This window comes from Streptomyces luteosporeus (genome assembly GCF_039532865.1).
GTDB classification, from domain to species: Bacteria; Actinomycetota; Actinomycetes; order Streptomycetales; family Streptomycetaceae; genus Streptomyces; species Streptomyces luteosporeus.
In genome coordinates, this window is the sequence record NZ_BAAASL010000014.1 from 50048 (window position 1) to 67849 (window position 17802).

Genomic DNA, 17802 nt, shown 5'->3' on the forward strand with positions numbered 1-17802 from the left:
CGAGCGGTTGACGTACCGTCAGTTCGGCGTCGGCCCCCCGCCCGCCGCGCGCGGCGCCCGGCGCCCGTACGGGCGCGGTCCGCCGCACCTTCGCCGCCGGCGGGTGCTGCGGCCATGCCGTCCGTCCGGCCCGGGGCGGCCCCGTCGCCCTCCGGACGGCCGGTCGGCTGTCGCGTACGGGCGCCCTCGGCACGGGAGTTGCCCGCACCGCGCGTCTGCCGCGGCACGCGGCCCGCGGCGGTGGGTGGGGTCTCCTCGTGGCCCGTCGGGCGCGGGGCAGGGGTGGCGGGGTTGCCGTCGCGGATGGGCGTTGCGCCCGCGCGGCGTGCCTGGCGCGGCACGCCACCGGTGGGCGCGTCGTCCGCCGGGCGCGGCGTACGGGCCGCGGGGTTGCCGGCGCCCGCAGGGTCCGGCTGGGCCCCGGGCATGGTGCCCGTACGGCCCGTGCGGCCCGTCGGCGCGGTGTCGGGGCGTGCGGGGGTGGCCGCCGGCCGGGGGGCGGGGCGGGGTCTGCCGTGGGAGTTGGGGTGCTCCGTCACGCGTGGGGTTCCATCCGTCGGGGCCGTGCGCCCGGCTGGGGCACACGGGGTTCAGGCGCGGCGCAGGTCGAGGAAGATCTGGATCTCGGGTGGGACGTCCGTACTGGCCGGGGCGTACGCCAGCGCGTTCTCGCCGGCGATGTCGAATCCCGCGTCGCGCACGACCTGCCGCAAGTCGTCCCGCAGGTAACCGGATACCCGGATCGTGTTGCCCAGGAACGGCATGGCGTAGTCGTCGACGTCGGCCTCGACCATCGACAGGGCCAGCAGTCCCCCGGGTCTGAGGAGGTCGTGCAGCATCCGCAGCGCGTACGGGATCTCCGCGCGCGGCAGCATCAGCAGGGAGAAGAAGGCGGCGATGCCGTCGAACGTGCCCAGGTGCCCGTCGCGCAGCCCGGCGAGGTCACCGAGGTGGAAGGCGGCCTCCGGGACGTTGGCGCGGGCGAGGTCGAGCATGCCGGGGGACAGGTCGATGCCGACGACCTCGTGCCCGGCGTCCGCCAGCTGGCGTGCGGTCGGCAGACCGGTGCCGCAGCCGACGTCCAGGACGCGGGAGCCGGGCGGCAGGGTGGTGGCCAGCCAGGCGCCGGAGGCGAGCTGGCCGTCCTTGTGCGGGAATGCCTCGTCGTAGCGGTCGCCGATGGCGTCGAACGCCTCGGCCTGGCCGCTGCGGTCCAGCCCTAAGCGGGCGTAGCCGTCGTAGTCCCGCCGACCGTCAGCGCTCACGGTTGTGCCCCTCCCATAGCTGTGCCGGTACCGCGGAGGCTGATCCTACGATCGTCGCGCGGGGAGTCGGCAAGCGGTTCCGGCCCTGATTCACACCCGGGTTCGCGGTGGGCCGCGGGCGGGCGGTCCCAGTCGGCGGGCAGGGCGGGCACGGGCCAGGCGGGGTCGGGCCGCCAGTCGGGCCAGCCGGCGGCGAAGGGGGCGCCCCAGGATTCGATGAGGTCGACGGCGGCGCGCCCGGCGGCCCGTACGCGCTCGGCGCGTTCGGCGGTGATGAGGCCGACGAGCTGGGCCTGGGCGAACTCGTCCTCGTCCTTCCACTCCCAGCTGCGGTCGGGGTGGACGGAGATGTCGAGGAAGTGGTCCTCGGAGTCGACGCCGCCGGCCCAGCGGGCGAGGGGTTCCTCGAGGTTGACGTACCAGTTGCGGAAGTGCCAGCCCGGGTCCCAGAAGAGCCAGACCGACCAGGGCTCGCCGGGCCGGGCGAGCTTGAGCACGCCCGGCCCGAACCAGCGGGTGACGGTGGTGGTGCGGGGCTTGGTGTAGCGGGTGGCCAGCGGCTCCCGGTGGACGGGCGTGCCGTCGGCGAGGAGGGGTTTGACGCAGTCGGTGCCGGGGGCCATCCAGACGGCGAGCAGGTCGGGGGAGTCCTCGACGACGGTGACGGGCCGGCAGATGTGCACCTGGCCGCTGCGGTTGTCGCGGTAGCGCCACAGGATCTGGTCGCCCGGTGCCCAGGCGCCGTCGCCGGTGGTTCCCGTCGTGTCGTCCGTGGTCTCCGCTGCCATGCACAGATCTTAGGTGCCCGGGCCACCGATGTGCCGTGACCTGCGCCGCAAAGGTACGGTCCAGGCTTCCATGGATTACGGACGCGTCATGCGCAGCACGTCGAGTGCCTCGTCGAGCTGCTCCAGGGTGAGCAGTCCGCGGTCGACGTACCCGGAGTCGAGGACCACCTGCCGGATCGTCCTGCGTTCGGCAAGGGCCTTCTTGGCCACCTTGGCCGCCTCCTCGTAGCCGATGTAGCGGTTGAGGGGGGTGACGACGGACGGGGAGGACTCGGCGTACTCGCGGGCCCGCTCGGCATTGGCCGTGATGCCGTCGACCGTGCGGTCGGCCAGCAGGCGGGAGGCGTTGGCGAGGAGCCGGACCGACTCCAGGAGGTTCCTGGCCATCACCGGCAGCATCACGTTGAGCTCGAAGTTGCCGGCGGCGCCGGCCGTGGCGACGGTGAGGTCGTTGCCGGTGACCTGGGCGGCGACCATGAGCACGGCCTCGCAGACGACCGGGTTGACCTTGCCGGGCATGATCGAGGAGCCGGGCTGCAGGTCGGGCAGGGCGATCTCGGCGAGCCCGGTGCGCGGGCCGGATCCCATCCAGCGCAGGTCGTTGGCGATCTTGGTGAGGCCGACGGCGATGGTCCGCAGCTGCCCGCTGGCCTCCACCAGGCCGTCGCGCGCGCCCTGCGCCTCGAAGTGGTTGCGGGCCTCGGTCAGCGGCAGCCCGGTGACCCGGGCGACCTCGGCGATGACGGCCGGCGAGAAGCCGGGCGGGGTGTTGATGCCGGTGCCCACGGCGGTGCCGCCGAGCGGCAGTTCGGCCAGGCGCGGCAGCGCGGTGCGCAGCCGCTCGACGCCGTGGCGCACCTGGGCGGCGTACCCGCCGAACTCCTGCCCGAGGGTCACCGGGGTGGCGTCCATCAGGTGGGTGCGCCCGGCCTTGACGACGTCCGCGAACTCCGTCGCCTTGCGCTCCAGCGCCGCCGCCAGGTGCTCCAGGGCCGGGATCAGATCGCGGGTGACGGCGGCGGTGGCGGCGATGTGGATCGAGGAGGGGAAGACGTCGTTGGAGGACTGGCTCGCGTTGACGTGGTCGTTGGGGTGCACCGGGCGGCCGAGCCGCTCCGTGGCCAGGGTGGCGACGACCTCGTTGACGTTCATGTTGGAGGACGTGCCCGAGCCGGTCTGGAAGACGTCGACGGGGAAGTGGTCGTCCCAGCGGCCCTCGGCGACCTCCCCGGCCGCCTCCGCGACGGCCGCGGCCACGTCCGCCTCCAGCACCCCCAGCTCGCCGTTGACCTTCGCGGCCGCGGCCTTGATGCGGCCGAGCGCCTCGATGTGGGCGCGTTCCAGCCGCTGCCCGCTGATGGGGAAGTTCTCCACGGCGCGCTGGGTCTGGGCCCGCCACTTGGCGTGGGCGGGAACGCGGACCTCCCCCATCGAGTCGTGCTCGATCCGGAACTGGCCACTGTCGGTCATGGTCATTACCTCCTGACAAACACAGCGTTTGTCTCGTTCCCCGTGTTCCCAAAAGGCCCTCGTGACTACTAAATACCGCGAGTAACAACAGAACTCGGGGAGGCTCCATGTCCCGGACACGCAGACCCACCCTGCGATGTTCCCTCGCCGCGCTCGCCGCCCTCGCGGCGGCGGTCGGCGGACCGACCGTCGGCGGACCGGCGGCGGCCGCCGCCGCGCCCCGCACCACCACCGCGTCCACCCCCCTCGCCCCCGACCTCGAAAAGCTCCGCGCAGCGGAGTCCGTCGAGCTCTACGGCGACGCCGCCGAGCGGCCCATGGACCAGCGCAAGACCTCGCTGCTCTCCCTGGGGGACAGCGAGATCTCCGGCGAGGGCGTCGGAACGTACGAGCCCGGCACCGACGGCCCGGACAACTGGTGCCACCGCTCGCCCGACGCCGCCATCCACCGCACCGGCATACCCGCCGACCTCACGTACAACGTGGCCTGTTCCGGCGCCTCCACCGTCAACATCCGCATCGGCGGCAGCAAGCAGTACGCCGACGAGCTCGTCCAGAGCGACGCCCTGGCCGTCAAGGCCCGCACCACCCGCGTGAAACTGGTGCTCCTCGTCGCCGGCGCCAACGACGACCTGCAGTTCGGCCCCGTGATGACCGACTGCGTCGAGCGCTACCTGCTGCTGCAGGGGCCCTGCGAGCCCAAGTACGCCCCCGGCTGGCAGGCACGCGTCGACGGCCTGGTGCCCAAGGTCGAGGCGACCGTACGGGACCTGCGCAAGGTCATGACGGACGCCGGCTACACCGACGGCGACTACAAACTCGTCGTCATGGGCTACCCCAGCCCCATCGGACCCGACATCGAGGACAACCCCGACTTCCCCGGCAAGATCCCCGGCGGCTGCGTCGGCCACACCTCCGACGCCGCCTGGGGCCGCAACTTTGCGGTGCCCGCCTTCGAACGCGGCATGCGGCAGGTGGCCCGGGACACCGGCGTCTACTTCCTCGACAACTCCCGCCTCTTCCACGGGCACGAGGTGTGCATGGAGGACACCTGGGCGCGCGGGCTGTGGATCGAGCTGTCCAACCCCTTCCCGCCGGACGCCAACTCCGTACGGCAGTCCTTCCACCCCAACCGGGCCGGCCACGGCGCCTTCGCGTCCTGCCTCACCCAGCTGTACCGGTCCGGCTACCGCGAGGCCGGCTGCGCCGACCCCGCGAGCACGGGCACCCCGCAGCTGTACGCGGGGGCGTGGGACGACGCGTACCGGCCGCTGCGCGGCGAAGCGGCGGGCACCTGCGTGGACGCGTACGGCGCCGCCAGCGCCAACGGCACCGCGGTGGGCGGCTGGCCCTGCGCGGCCGGGGCCCGCAACCAGCAGTGGTGGTACGACGCCGGGCGCGGCTCCCTGCACACGGCGCTGACGCACGACCGGTGCGTGGACGTACCGGGCGGCCGCTACGCGGCCGGGACGGCGGTGACGCTGTGGAACTGCCACGGCGGCGCGAACCAGCAGTTCGTGCGGTCGGGCCCGACGCTGCGCCCGACGGCGGCGCAGGACCTGTGCCTGACGCTGGCGGGGGCGAAGGAGCCGGTGCGCCTGCAGAAGTGCGACGGCTCGGGCGCGCAGCGCTTCGCGTAGCGCCACGTACTGCGGGGGGCGGGGGCTTGAGCCCCCGGCCCCCGCAGGTGACTGCTTCCGCTGCTACTTCCGCACCGGAATCGTCATGAACGTCGGTGCCGGCGCCGGGTCCGTGAAGAAGTCGTTGCCCTTGTCGTCCACGACGATGAACGCCGGGAAGTCCTCGACCTCGATCTTCCAGACCGCCTCCATGCCGAGCTCCTCGTACTCGACGACCTCGACCTTCTTGATGCAGTCCTGCGCCAGGCGCGCCGCCGGGCCGCCGATCGAGCCGAGGTAGAAGCCGCCGTGGGCGGCGCACGCGTCGGTGACCTGCTTGCTGCGGTTGCCCTTGGCGAGCATGACCTTCGAGCCGCCCGCGGCCTGGAACTGCTCGACGTAGGAGTCCATGCGGCCGGCCGTCGTGGGGCCGAAGGAGCCCGAGGCGTAGCCCTCGGGGGTCTTGGCCGGGCCCGCGTAGTAGACCGGGTGGTCGCGCAGGTACTGCGGCATCTCCTCGCCCGCGTCCAGCCGCTCCTTGATCTTCGCGTGGGCGATGTCGCGCGCGACGACGAGCGGGCCGGTCAGCGACAGGCGGGTCTTGACGGGGTACTTGGTGAGCTCGGCGAGGATCTCGTCCATCGGCCGGTTGAGGTCGATGCGGACGACGTCCCCCTCCTCGGCCAGCTGCTCGTCGGTGGTGTCGGGCAGGAAGCGCGCCGGGTCCCTCTCCAGCTGCTCCAGGAAGACGCCCTCGGCGGTGATCTTCGCGACGGCCTGGCGGTCGGCGGAGCAGGAGACGGCGATGGCCACCGGGCAGGACGCGCCGTGACGCGGCAGGCGCACGACGCGGACGTCGTGGCAGAAGTACTTGCCGCCGAACTGAGCGCCGATGCCGATCTTCTGCGTGAGCTCGAAGACCTTCTCCTCCAGCTCCTTGTCGCGGAAGCCGTGGCCGAGCGGGGAGCCCTCCTCCGGCAGCTCGTCGAGGTAGTGCGCGGAGGCGTACTTCGCGGTCTTCAGCGCGTACTCGGCGCTGGTGCCGCCGACGACGATCGCCAGGTGGTACGGCGGGCAGGCGGCCGTGCCGAGCGAGCGGATCTTCTCCTCCAGGAACTTCATCATGCTCGCCTCGTTGAGCACGGCCTTCGTCTCCTGGTAGAGGAAGGACTTGTTGGCCGAGCCGCCGCCCTTGGCCATGAAGAGGAACTTGTAGGCGCCGCCGTCGGTGGCGTACAGCTCGATCTGCGCCGGCAGGTTGGAGCCGGTGTTCTTCTCGTCCCACATGGTCAGCGGGGCCATCTGCGAATAGCGCAGGTTGAGCTCGGTGTAGGCGTCGAAGATGCCGCGGGAGAGGGCCTTCTCGTCCTCGCCCTCGGTCAGCACGTTCTGGCCGCGCTTGCCCATGACGATCGCGGTGCCGGTGTCCTGGCACATGGGCAGGACGCCGGCGGCGGCGATGTTGGCGTTCTTGAGCAGGTCCAGCGCGACGAACTTGTCGTTGGCGGACGCCTCGGGGTCGTCGATGATCTTCCGCAGCTGCGCGAGGTGCGCGGGCCGCAGGAAGTGCTGGATGTCGTGGATGGCCTCGGCGGCGAGCTTGCGCAGCGCCTCCGGCTCGACCTTGAGGAAGGTGCGGCCGTCCGCCTCGAAGGTGGACACGCCCTCGGCGGTCACCAGGCGGTACGGCGTGGTGTCCTCGCCCAGGGGCAGCAGGTCGGTGTACGCAAACTCGGGGTTCGCTGACTTCGCGGGCATCGCGGCGGCCATTCCTCACTCGGCAGACGGCTGTGCGCTGGCGTCTTCGGCAGCGCTGAAACAGCCTAAAACCCCCGGCGGTGCCGACGCAGGTGAGGTAGGACTCACTTGGGTCGGCCCGCTCCGCGCTGCGCCGCTATCGCGATCTATCGCGTGTCGCTAATCTGAACGACGTGGACGACTCATCCCGTGAGCGCATTTCGCTCACCAAGCAGCCCGCGCAGCAGGAACCGGTCGCACAGCCGCAGCCGACCGGACAGTCGCAGCCGCCCGCAGAGCACGCACAGCCCGCGCTGCGCGCCTCCGACGCCGACCGCGACCGGGTCGCCGGCATCCTGCGCGAGGCGCTCGCCGAGGGCCGGCTGACGGCCGAGGAGCACTCCGAGCGCATCGGCGCGGTCTACAGCGCGAAGACGCACGCGGAACTGGAGCCGCTGGTGCACGACCTGCCCGGCGGCCCGGAGGCCGCCCGGGCCCCCGCAGCCGCGGGGCCCGCTGCCACGCGCCCGTACGACGCCTCCGTACGCCCCGTCGCGGCGCCGGCCGAGAATCTCGTCGCCGTCTTCGGCGGTGCCACCCGCAAGGGCCGTTGGCGGGTGGGTGCGCGCACGAATGCAATCGCGGTGTTCGGCGGTGTGGAGGTGGACCTCACGGAGGCGCTGTTCGAGCACCGGCAGGTCGTCATCAACGCCTGGTGCGCCTTCGGCGGCGTGGAAATCAAGGTGCCCGAGAATGTGACCCTGCGCGGCTCCGGAACCGGCATCTTCGGCGGCTTCGAGGTGCGGGCCAACGAGTCCCCCGACCCGGATGCGCCGGTGGTGATCGTCACGGGTTTCGCCCTCTTCGGCGGCGTGGAGGCGCGGACCCGGCGGGGCAGGCGGATCAAGCGGCTGAGCCGGGAGGGGTGAGGGGGCAGGCGAGGATATTCCGCTCATGGCAACGGTGTGAATAAGCTCGCGCACAGCGGGTAAAGCTTGGTGCATCGCCTCTCGGACGGCTGCGGGTGCGAATGGCCGTGCGCGTCGAGGCGGGCAAAGGTGACTCAAATCGGCCAAGCAAAGCCGTCGTCAGGAGTAGACCGTGCTGCTACCGCATCAGCCCCTGCAGGAAGCCGCCGTTCCGTCCCAGCGGATTTCCGCTCGGGAACAGGCCGGCCCCTGGCATTCGGAGGCGGTGTGCCGCCGGGACGAGGCAGGGCTGTTCTTCGCACCATCAAAGGAACCCACCGCTGCCCGGCTTTCCCGCGAGGAGGCCGCCAAGCGCGTCTGTGCCCGGTGCCCGGTCATGGTCGAGTGCCGGGAGCACGCGCTGTTGCAGCCCGAGCCGTACGGGGTGTGGGGCGGGCTCACCGCGGCCGAGCGCCGGGTCGTGCTCGCCAGGCGCCGCCGCCGGGACGCCGACCTCCAGCGCGCCGCACGGGTGGCCGCCGCGGGCTGACGCCGCGCTCCTTGGCCGCCTGTCGTCTCCACCACGGGCCGGGCCCCGCCGTTCGACGGCGGGGCCCGGCCCGTTCGGTGCGCAGGAAGCGCCGGTGCGTCAGCTGGGGCGCTCGAAGTCGATCGTGCTGTAGGCGCGCAGCTTCGACAGCCGGTGCTCGGAGTCGATCAGGCGGATCGTGCCCGACTTCGAGCGCATGACCAGCGACTGGGTGGTCGCCGTCTCGGAGCGGTAGCGCACGCCGCGCAGCAGCTCGCCGTCGGTGATGCCGGTGGCGACGAAGAACACGTTCTCCCCGCTGACCAGGTCGTCCGTGTGCAGGACGCGGTCGAGGTCGTGGCCGGCGTCCAGCGCCCGCTGCCGCTCCTCGGCGTCCTTCGGCCACAGCTTGGCCTGGATCGTGCCGCCCAGGCACTTCATCGCGCAGGCCGCGATGATGCCCTCCGGCGTACCGCCGACGCCGAGCAGCAGGTCGACGCCGGTGCCCTCGCGGGCCGCCATGATCGCACCGGCCACGTCGCCGTCGGAGATGAACTTGATGCGGGCGCCGGCCTCGCGGATCTCCTTGACCAGGCCCTCGTGCCGGGGGCGGTCCAGGACGACGACCGTGACGTCCTCGACGGAGGAACGCTTCGCCTTGGCGATGCGGCGGATGTTCACCGCGACGGGCGCGTCGATGTCGACGAAGTCGGCCGCCTCCGGGCCCGTCACCAGCTTGTCCATGTAGAAGACCGCGGACGGGTCGAACATCGTGCCCCGCTCGGCGACGGCCAGCACGGAGACCGCGTTGGCCATGCCCTTGGCGGTCAGCGTGGTGCCGTCGACCGGGTCCACGGCCACGTCGCACTCGGCGCCGGTGCCGTCGCCGACCCGCTCGCCGTTGTAGAGCATCGGGGCGTTGTCCTTCTCGCCCTCGCCGATGACCACGACGCCGTTCATGGAGACGGTGTGGATCAGCGCGCGCATGGCCCGGACGGCCGCGCCGTCGGCGCCGTTCTTGTCACCGCGGCCCACCCAGCGGCCCGAGGCCATGGCACCGGCCTCGGTGACACGGACGAGCTCCAGCGCGAGGTTGCGGTCGGGTGCCTCCGGACTGACCTCGAGCTGGGACGGCAGGTGGTGATCGGACATCGGGGCGCACCTTTCTGTACGGCGGCTCTGTACGGCGGCGGCCGTGGGGCTCCTCCCGGGCCACGGGTGGGCCGGGAGGGTGAGGGTGCCATGACTTTATCGGTTGATTGCCTAAGTGAGCAGGGCGCCCCACGTTTGAGCAGTCAGGTCGGCGTCAAGATCCCTCACGGCATGGGGGACGATGGGGGCGTGGCAGGTAGGAACGGCAAGACCCAGACCATCCGGAACATGCTGCTGTCGCTGGCGGTGGTGATCCCGGTGGCCGTGCTCAGTTACGTCTTCATCCCGCACGACGAAAGCGGCGACCCGGTGCGCACCATCGGCTACCGCGTCGAGCTCGACACCGCGCGCCGCGCCGCGCCCTACCCGGTGGCCGCCCCCGAGGGCCTGGGCGAGGGCTGGCGGGCGACGTCCGTGTCGTACAAGGCGGGCGGCAAGCAGGGCTCCGCGTGGCACCTGGGCTTCCTGGACCCGCAGCGCAAGTACGTGGCGGTCGAGCAGAGCGACGGCCCGGCGCCGGCCTTCGTCGACGAGGTGACGCAGCGCGCCGAGCGGACCGGCCGCACCGAGAAGATCGGCGACGCCGTCTGGCAGCGCTACGAGGGGCCGAAGTACAACGCGCTGGTGCGCGAGGAGCCGGGCGTGACCACCGTGGTGACCGGCAGCGCCACGCAGGAGCGGCTCATGGAAATGGCCGCCGCGCTGCGCACCGGGAAGGCCAAGGGCTGACCCAGGGCGCGCGCACGGCGGCCGGCAAGAGCTGCGACAGGCGCGTCAGACGGTGGTGACGGCCTGCTCGTAGGACAGGCGCGGGGAGCGCGGGTAGAAGGCGTCCGCACCCGGCTTGCCGATGTTGACGATCATCAGCGGGGTGTGGTCGTCGTCCAGGAACTCCTTCTGCACGGCCGCGAAGTCGAAGCCGGTCATCGGGCCGGCGGCCAGGCCGGCGGCGCGGATGCCGAGGATGAAGTACGCGGCCTGCAGGGCGCCGTTCATGGCGGCGGACTGCTCGCGGACCGGGCGCTCGCTGAAGAACAGCTCCTTGGCCTGCGGGAAGTGCGGCAGCAGGGCGGGCAGCTCCTCGTGGAACTCGTTGTCCGCGGCGAGGATGGCCACCAGCGGCGCGGCCGCGGTCTTGGCCTGGTTGCCCTCGGCCATCAGCGGCACCAGGCGCTCACGCGCCTCGGCGGAGCGGACCAGCACGACGCGCAGCGGCGACTGGTTGAAGGCGGTGGGGGCGAGCTTGATCAGGTCGTAGACGGCCTGCATCTGCTCGTCGGTCACCGGCTCGTCGGTGAAGGTGTTGGCGGTGTGGGCCTCGCGGAACAGCAGGTCCTGGGCGGCGGCGTCGAGGGCGAGGGTCATGGCGGGTGCAACCTTCCAAAAGCGGTACGGGGTGCGGCTTGGCCGACTCCCTCAACGTACGCCGAGATAGATGAAATTTCAACTAACTCGGAAGCTGGTGAGATCTGCGCCACACCGCCATGTCCTGAATTGCCGTCCGACTTGCCCGGCCTGCCCGGCCTGCCCGGCCTGCCCGGCCCGCCGGACCCGCTCGACCTGCCCGGAAATGTCAGTCGGACTCCGCCGGCTCCCCCGCCGCCTCGGCGGCCTCCTCCTCCGCCAGCGCCGCGTCCAGCCGTGCCCGCGCCCCCTCCAGCCAGCGCCGGCACACCTTCGCCAGCGCCTCGCCCCGCTCCCACAGGGCCAGCGACTCCTCCAGCGTCGTGCCGCCCGCCTCCAGCCGGCGCACCACCTCGATCAGCTCGTCGCGCGCCTGCTCGTAGCCCAGCGCATCGAGATCGTCCACGGCCCCACCGGCACCAGTCGTCGTCGCCATGCCCACCAGCCTATGCGGGGGGTGCGACAGCGCCCGGCCCCGCCGCCGAAGGCGCGTCGGCCCCCGCCACGGCCTCCACCGCGAACTCGCCCTCGGCCACCCGCGCCCGCAGCCGCTCCTGCGGCGCCACCTCCTCCGGCGAGCGCACCACGTGCCCGTCCGCACGCTGCAGCACCGCGTACCCCCGGCGCAGCGTCGCCGCCGGGGAGAGCGCCACCACCCGGGCCCGGGTGTGCGCGAGCTCCGACTCCGCCCGGTCCAGCAGGTGGCCCAGCGTGCGACGGGCCCGCGCCGTCAGCGCGTCCACCTGTTCCGCACGCTCCTCCACCATCCGCTGCGGCCGCTCCATGCACGGCCGCGCCCGCGCCGCCGCCAGCCCCCGCTCCTCCCGGTCCAGGTGCGCGGTCACACAGCGCAGGGCCCTCTCGCGCAGCTGACGCACCCGCGCCAGCTCCTCGCCCACGTCCGGCACCACGCGCTTCGCCGCGTCGGTGGGCGTCGAGGCGCGCAGGTCGGCCACCAGGTCCAGCAGCGGCGTGTCCGGCTCGTGGCCGATGGCCGACACCACCGGCGTACGGCAGGCGGCCACCGCCCGTACGAGCTCCTCGTCCGAGAACGGCAGCAGGTCCTCCACGCTGCCGCCACCACGCGCCACGACGATCACGTCCACGTCGGCGTGCGCGTCCAGCTCCCGCACGGCCTCGACCACCGCGGGCACGGCGTGCACCCCCTGCACCGGCACGTTGCGCACCTCGAAGCGCACCGCCGGCCAGCGGTGCCGCGCGTTCTCCAGCACGTCCCGCTCGGCAGCGGACGCCCGGCCGCACACCAGGCCGATCAGTTGGGGCAGGAAGGGCAGCGGGCGCTTGCGCTCCGGCGCGAACAGACCCTCCGCGGCCAGCGACTTCTTCAACTGCTCCAACCGCGCCAGCAGCTCGCCCACCCCCACCGGACGGATCTCCGCCGCCCGCAGCGACAGCTGCCCCCGCGGGGCGTACCACTCTGGCTTGGCGTGCACAACCACCCGGGCGCCCTCGGAGACGACGTCCGCGACCCGGTCGAAGACGGCCCGGTAACAGGTCACGGTGAGCGAAATGTCGTGCGACGGGTCGCGCAGCGTCAGGAACACGACGCCGGCGCCCGGACGCCGGGAGAGCTGGGTGATCTGTCCCTCGACCCAGATGGCGCCCAGCCGGTCGATCCACCCGCCGATGAGGCGACTGACCTGACCGACGGGCAGCGGGGTGTCGGGGGAGGTGTGCACAGCCATGGGGCGAGCGTAGTGGGGAGGGCTGACAGCCCGTTGGTGGGCAATCGTTCCGCAGGGCGGAACGGGTGGGCACCAACCCGCCCACCGGGCCGCACCACCCCGGGCTCCCCGGTACGGGGTACGCCTGCGGCGGGCTGAGCCCCGGCCCCGCCCTCTCCCCGTCTCCCGGGGGCTCCGCCCCCGGACCCCCGGTCCTCAAACGCCGGACGGGCTGGATGGGGGCGCCGAGCGCCTCTGCAGGGCCAGCACCACGAAGCCCACCGCCAGCCAGGCCACGCCGACAAGCAGCGCCGTCGGCGCCGCATTCGCCAGTACCGCCAGCACCACCGCCAACCCGCACACCGGCACCACCGCACCCCGTCCCCGGAACCACGCCAGGACGGACACGTGCAGCAGCGCGAACGCGCACAGCGCTCCCACGTTGACCACGGACACCAGCCGGTCGAGCCCGTCCGGGCGCCATGCCGCCCACACCGCCGCGATCAGCGTGATCGTGGCCGCGCCCAGCAGCGCCCGCCGCGGTACGCCCGAGGCGCCGTCCACCTTCGCCAGTGCCCGCGGGAGTCGCCGGTCGCGCGCCATCGCGTACAGCAGGCGTCCGGCCGCCGCCTGCCCGGCCAGTGCCGCGAACGCCGCGCCGACCGCCTTGCTCGCCGCCACCAGGTGGTGCAGCCAGGTGCCGGTGGCCGCGTCGACCGTGTCGTAGAAGGCCGCCCCCTGCCGTGCCGGGTGCGCCGCCAGTTCGGCGGGCGAGGCGGGGGCCAGCAGGGCGGCCAGGTAGGTCTGGGCGACGAAGAGCACGCCCGCGACCGCCAGGCACGTGAGCACTGCCCGGGCGACCTTGTGCGAGCCGCCCGCGGCCTCCTCCGCGAAGGTGGCGATGGCGTCGAAGCCCAGGTACGACAGCACCGCCACCGACACGGCCGCCAGTACCGCTCCGGTGTCGAAGGCGCCCTCTCCCGTGAGCGGCGCGAGCCAGTCGCGGCGCGCCCCGCCCTGCGCCAGGGCGACCGTGGCGGCCGTCACGAAGACGGCGAGGACGGCGATCTCCATGGCCAGGACCAGCAGCCCCACGCGGGCCGCCGTGCGCACGCCCCACAGGTTGAGGCCGGTGGTCACCGCGATGGCGATCGTCGTCCACACCCACTGCGGGACCGCCGGTACCAGGGCGTGCAGGGCGATGCCGGAGAAGAGGTAGGCGACGGCAGGAATGAGCAGGTAGTCGAGCATCGCCATCCAGCCGGCCACGAAGCCCGGCCCTTCGCCGAGCCCGAGCCGGGCGTACGCGTACACCGAACCGGCCTGCGGGGCGACCCGCACCATCCGGGCGTACGAGTGCGCCGTGAAGGCCATGGCCAGGGTCGCGACCAGGTAGACCAGCGCCACCGCGCCGTGCGACTTGGCCGACAGCGTGCCGAAGACGCCGACCGGCGCCATGGGTGCGATGAAGAGCAGCCCGTAGACGACGAGGTCGCGGAAGGACAGGGACCGGCGCAGCGACTCGTCCCCGTGCGGCGGCGGCACGGCGGCGCGCGGGGCGGAGCGAGGGGCCATGGGGCCAGTATTCGGTGCGGCCGGCGGGCGGCCGGGCGGGCCACGCCGGTGGGTGGGGGCCCGTACGATGGACCGCATGACTGCCACCTCCGCCCGCAAGGTCCTGCTCGCAGCCCCCCGTGGCTACTGCGCGGGTGTGGACCGTGCCGTCATCGCCGTCGAGAAGGCCCTTGAGCAGTACGGCGCGCCCGTCTACGTGCGGCACGAGATCGTGCACAACAAGTACGTCGTCAAGACGCTGGAGAAGAAGGGCGCGATCTTCGTCGACGAGACGTTCGAGGTGCCCGAGGGCAACATCGTCATCTTCTCGGCGCACGGCGTGGCCCCGACCGTCCACGAGGAGGCCGCGCGCGGCAAGCTGGCCACCATCGACGCCACGTGCCCGCTGGTGACCAAGGTGCACAAGGAGGCCGTCCGCTTCGCCAAGGAGGACTACGACATCCTCCTGATCGGCCACGAGGGCCACGAGGAGGTCATCGGCACCTCCGGCGAGGCCCCCGAGCACATCCAGCTCGTCGACGGCCCCAAGGACGTGGCGAACGTCGAGATCCGCGACCCGGAGAAGGTCGTGTGGCTCTCCCAGACCACGCTGTCGGTCGACGAGACCATGGAGACCGTCGACGCGCTCAAGGAGCGCTTCCCGCTGCTGCAGTCGCCGCCCAGCGACGACATCTGCTACGCCACGCAGAACCGCCAGCTGGCCGTGAAGCAGATGGGCGCCGAGGCCGACCTCGTCATCGTCGTCGGCTCGCGCAACTCCTCCAACTCCAAGCGCCTGGTCGAGGTCGCCCTCGGCGCCGGCGCCCGCGACGCCCACCTGGTGGACTTCGCCGAGGAGATCGAGGAGGCGTGGCTGGAGGGCGTGAACACCGTCGGCGTCACCTCCGGCGCCTCCGTTCCGGAGATTCTCGTCGACGGCGTCCTGGAGTGGCTGGCCCAGCGCGGCTACGAGGACGTCGAGACGATCAAGGCCGCCGAGGAGTCGATCACCTTCTCGCTCCCCAAGGAGCTCCGGCGCGACCTGCGGGCCGAGGCCGCGACCCTGGTCGCCCCCGCCGAGGGCACGTCGTCCGAGGGGTGACGGGCCCCGCCACGCCGTAGCGTGTTCGGTATGAACGCATTCGGCGTGGACATCGGCGGATCGGGCATCAAGGGGGCTCCCGTGGACCCGGTCCGCGGGGAGCTCGTGCAGGAGCGCTTCAAGGTGCTCACCCCGCACCCGGCCACCCCGCAGGCGGTGGCCGAGGGCGTGCGGGAGGTCGTCGGGCACTTCGGCCGGCCGGGCGGGCCGGTGGGGGTGACGTTCCCCGGCGTGGTGGTGGACGGCACGACCCGCACGGCCGCCAATGTCGACAAGAGCTGGGTCGGTACGGATGCCGCCGCGCTGCTCGGCGAGGCCCTCGGGGTGCCGGTGACGGTGCTCAACGACGCGGACGCGGCCGGCCTGGCCGAGATGACGCACGGCGCCGGCCAGGGCCGTACGGGCACGGTCGTCGTCCTGACCTTCGGCACCGGCATCGGCAGCGCCCTCTTCTCGGGCGGCCGGCTGGTGCCCAACACCGAACTGGGCCACCTGGAGCTGCAGGGCCACGACGCGGAGACCCGCGCCTCCACCCGGGCCAAGGAGGAGGAAGACCTCACCTGGAGCCGCTGGGCCAAGCGGGTGGGGCGCTACCTGGCCCACGTGGAGATGCTCTTCTCGCCCGAGCTGTTCGTGATCGGCGGCGGCGTCAGCCGCAAGGCGGAGAAGTTCCTGCCGCTGATCGAGGGCGTCAGCGCCGAGGTCGTCCCCGCCCGTCTGCAGAACAACGCGGGGATCGTGGGGGCCGCGATGGCTGCTGCCGCTGCTGCCGTCGTTCCCGTCGGCGCACCCTGATCAGGGCGATCCGGCGGCAGAGCGCGATCAGCCCGGCGAGCAGGGTGCCGCTGTAGAGCCAGGCCGCGCTCAGCGACAGCATGGTCACCAGGCTCATCACCCGTCCCACGAAGCCGCCCGAGGCGTCGCTGAGCGGGATCGCGCCCACCGCGTAGGCGATGGGCACGCTCACCGGGGCGGTCATCAGGTCCACCGGGCGCACCCACAGGGCGCAGGCCGCGGCGGCGAGCAGGAAGCACCCCCCGTACAGCCGGGGCGAGCCGCCCACCAGCGAGTCCAGGTAGCCGGCGGCCAGCATGGCCAGCGTCGTCAGCAGCCCGCTGCCCAGCCCGGTCAGCCGGGCGGCGGGCAGCCGCCGCAGGACCGGGCGCGGGCCGGGCCCGGGGTGCCGCTCGTGCTCGCGGGCGGCGCCATGGCGCTGCCCCACGGGGGCGGAGGGGCGGGGCACGGGGGATCCACGGCGGGGCCCCCGCTGGGGGGTGCGCGTGCTGGGTTGCTCCACGCGACCAAACTAGGCAGGCCCCCGAGCGGAATCCGGGGCGGGACACGCCGTTTGCACCACCTTGGGCGTGCGTTCGAGGGATCATCCGTCAGGGGCCGGTGTGCGCCACCGCCCCGTAGACTGGGGGACCGGCCGCGTCACGGGGCGCGCGCCCCTCGTCCCTACGGAACCCACGGGAAGTCGCCACGTGTCGCTCACGATCGGAATCGTCGGTCTGCCGAATGTCGGCAAGTCGACCCTGTTCAACGCCCTGACCAAGAACGACGTCCTGGCGGCCAACTACCCGTTCGCCACCATCGAGCCGAACGTCGGCGTCGTGGGCGTGCCCGACGCCCGCCTGACCAAGCTGGCCGAGATCTTCGGCTCCCAGCGCGTCCTGCCCGCCACCGTCGACTTCGTCGACATCGCCGGCATCGTGCGCGGCGCCAGCGAGGGCGAGGGCCTGGGCAACAAGTTCTTGGCGAACATCCGCGAGTCGGACGCCATCTGCCAGGTCATCCGCGCCTTCAAGGACGAGAACGTCGTCCACGTCGACGGCAAGGTCTCGCCCAAGGACGACATCGAGACCATCAACACCGAGCTGATCCTCGCGGACCTGCAGACCATCGAGAAGGTCCTGCCGCGCCTGCAGAAGGAAATGCGGATCAAGAAGGACGTCGCGCCCAAGGTCGCGGCGGTCGAGGCCGCCAAGGCCATCCTGGAGGAGGGCACCACCCTCTTCTCGGCCGGCATCGTCCAGGGCTCCGAGAAGGCCGAGCTCCTGCACGACCTCCACCTGCTGACCACCAAGCCCTTCCTCTACGTCTTCAACGTCGACGAGGACGAGCTGACCGACGAGGCCTTCAAGGACGAGCAGCGCGCCCTGGTCGCCCCCGCCGAGGCCATCTTCCTCAACGCCAAGCTGGAGGCCGACCTCGCCGAGCTGGACGAGGAGGAGGCCCTGGAGCTCCTGCAGTCGGTCGGCCAGGAGGAGCCCGGCCTGGCCACCCTGGCCCGCGTCGGCTTCGACACCCTCGGCCTGCAGACCTACCTGACGGCCGGCCCCAAGGAGTCCCGCGCCTGGACGATCAAGAAGGGCGCGACGGCCCCCGAGGCCGCCGGTGTGATCCACACCGACTTCCAGAAGGGCTTCATCAAGGCCGAGGTCATCTCCTTCGACGACCTCGTCGCCACCGGCTCCGTAGCCGAGGCCCGCGCCGCGGGCAAGGCCCGCATGGAGGGCAAGGACTACGTGATGGCGGACGGCGACGTGGTGGAGTTCCGCTTCAACGTCTGAGCGGACGAAACAACAC

Annotated in this window: 17 protein-coding genes; 7 read left to right on the forward strand and 10 right to left on the reverse strand. The window is 72.5% G+C overall.

Annotation, left to right across the window (positions count from 1 at the left end; genetic code table 11):
* Window positions 1-590 precede the first annotated feature (590 nt).
* The 3 genes from ABD361_RS19340 to ABD361_RS19350 all read right to left on the reverse strand — a co-directional run bounded on the left by ABD361_RS19340 (window position 591) and on the right by ABD361_RS19350 (window position 3523).
* Window positions 591-1265, reverse strand: coding sequence for a class I SAM-dependent DNA methyltransferase (locus ABD361_RS19340; protein ID WP_344436688.1), 675 nt, complete (start codon window positions 1263-1265; stop codon window positions 591-593).
* Window positions 1262-2053, reverse strand: a complete 792-nt coding sequence (gene fomD / locus ABD361_RS19345) for a cytidylyl-2-hydroxypropylphosphonate hydrolase (protein WP_344436689.1) — start codon at window positions 2051-2053, stop codon at window positions 1262-1264. The genes ABD361_RS19340 and fomD overlap by 4 nt, the downstream gene beginning before the upstream one ends.
* Window positions 2054-2128: 75 nt before the next feature.
* Window positions 2129-3523, reverse strand: a complete 1395-nt coding sequence (locus ABD361_RS19350) for a class II fumarate hydratase (protein WP_344436690.1) — start codon at window positions 3521-3523, stop codon at window positions 2129-2131.
* A 107-nt stretch (window positions 3524-3630) separates the two neighbouring features.
* Between ABD361_RS19350 and ABD361_RS19355 the strand changes: the two genes are divergently transcribed.
* Window positions 3631-5163 carry a ricin-type beta-trefoil lectin domain protein gene (locus tag ABD361_RS19355; RefSeq protein WP_344436692.1) on the forward strand — a complete coding sequence of 511 codons (1533 nt, stop codon included), beginning with the start codon at window positions 3631-3633 and terminating at the stop codon, window positions 5161-5163.
* A 63-nt stretch (window positions 5164-5226) separates the two neighbouring features.
* Here ABD361_RS19355 and ABD361_RS19360 read toward each other — a convergent pair whose 3' ends face one another.
* A complete protein-coding gene (locus tag ABD361_RS19360; RefSeq protein ID WP_344436693.1) occupies window positions 5227-6900 on the reverse strand; it encodes a fumarate hydratase in 1674 nt (557 codons plus the stop codon).
* Window positions 6901-7097: 197 nt separating this feature from the next.
* Here ABD361_RS19360 and ABD361_RS19365 point away from each other — a divergent pair, with 197 nt between their 5' ends.
* Both ABD361_RS19365 and ABD361_RS19370 read left to right on the forward strand, forming a co-directional pair.
* Entirely contained in the window at window positions 7098-7808 is a 711-nt protein-coding gene (locus tag ABD361_RS19365) for a DUF1707 SHOCT-like domain-containing protein (RefSeq protein ID WP_344436734.1), read from the forward strand.
* Window positions 7809-7980: 172 nt separating this feature from the next.
* Window positions 7981-8337: a WhiB family transcriptional regulator gene (locus ABD361_RS19370; protein WP_344436695.1), complete on the forward strand. Its 357-nt coding sequence runs from the start codon at window positions 7981-7983 to the stop codon at window positions 8335-8337.
* 99 nt (window positions 8338-8436) lie between these two features.
* Here the strand turns inward: ABD361_RS19370 and glpX are convergent, their stop codons facing one another.
* Entirely contained in the window at window positions 8437-9468 is a 1032-nt protein-coding gene (glpX, locus tag ABD361_RS19375; protein ID WP_344436696.1) for a class II fructose-bisphosphatase, read from the reverse strand.
* Window positions 9469-9657: 189 nt separating this feature from the next.
* Between glpX and ABD361_RS19380 the strand changes: the two genes are divergently transcribed.
* Complete coding sequence (locus ABD361_RS19380) at window positions 9658-10197, forward strand: DUF4245 domain-containing protein (protein WP_344436697.1); 540 nt, start codon at window positions 9658-9660, stop codon at window positions 10195-10197.
* 45 nt (window positions 10198-10242) lie between these two features.
* Here ABD361_RS19380 and ABD361_RS19385 read toward each other — a convergent pair whose 3' ends face one another.
* The 4 genes from ABD361_RS19385 to ABD361_RS19400 form a co-directional block, all read right to left on the reverse strand.
* Entirely contained in the window at window positions 10243-10833 is a 591-nt protein-coding gene (locus tag ABD361_RS19385; protein ID WP_344436698.1) for a malonic semialdehyde reductase, read from the reverse strand.
* 208 nt (window positions 10834-11041) lie between these two features.
* Entirely contained in the window at window positions 11042-11308 is a 267-nt protein-coding gene (locus ABD361_RS19390; protein WP_344436699.1) for an exodeoxyribonuclease VII small subunit, read from the reverse strand.
* 10 nt (window positions 11309-11318) lie between these two features.
* On the reverse strand, window positions 11319-12578 hold the full coding sequence (gene xseA, locus ABD361_RS19395) for an exodeoxyribonuclease VII large subunit (protein WP_344436700.1): 1260 nt from the start codon (window positions 12576-12578) through the stop codon (window positions 11319-11321).
* Between the two features lie 195 nt (window positions 12579-12773).
* A complete protein-coding gene (locus ABD361_RS19400) occupies window positions 12774-14132 on the reverse strand; it encodes an APC family permease (RefSeq protein WP_344436701.1) in 1359 nt (452 codons plus the stop codon).
* A 76-nt stretch (window positions 14133-14208) separates the two neighbouring features.
* Here ABD361_RS19400 and ABD361_RS19405 point away from each other — a divergent pair, with 76 nt between their 5' ends.
* Entirely contained in the window at window positions 14209-15213 is a 1005-nt protein-coding gene (locus tag ABD361_RS19405; protein WP_344436702.1) for a 4-hydroxy-3-methylbut-2-enyl diphosphate reductase, read from the forward strand.
* A 30-nt stretch (window positions 15214-15243) separates the two neighbouring features.
* Window positions 15244-16008 carry a polyphosphate--glucose phosphotransferase gene (gene ppgK, locus ABD361_RS19410; protein WP_344436703.1) on the forward strand — a complete coding sequence of 255 codons (765 nt, stop codon included), beginning with the start codon at window positions 15244-15246 and terminating at the stop codon, window positions 16006-16008.
* On the opposite strand, the gene ABD361_RS19415 is transcribed toward ppgK, so the two are convergent.
* Window positions 15905-16456 carry a DUF6542 domain-containing protein gene (locus ABD361_RS19415; RefSeq protein ID WP_344436704.1) on the reverse strand — a complete coding sequence of 184 codons (552 nt, stop codon included), beginning with the start codon at window positions 16454-16456 and terminating at the stop codon, window positions 15905-15907. The two genes, ppgK and ABD361_RS19415, sit on opposite strands and share 104 nt — an antisense overlap.
* Window positions 16457-16697: 241 nt before the next feature.
* Here ABD361_RS19415 and ychF point away from each other — a divergent pair, with 241 nt between their 5' ends.
* Window positions 16698-17786, forward strand: coding sequence for a redox-regulated ATPase YchF (gene ychF, locus ABD361_RS19420; protein WP_344436705.1), 1089 nt, complete (start codon window positions 16698-16700; stop codon window positions 17784-17786).
* The last annotated feature ends 16 nt before the right edge of the window (window positions 17787-17802 follow it).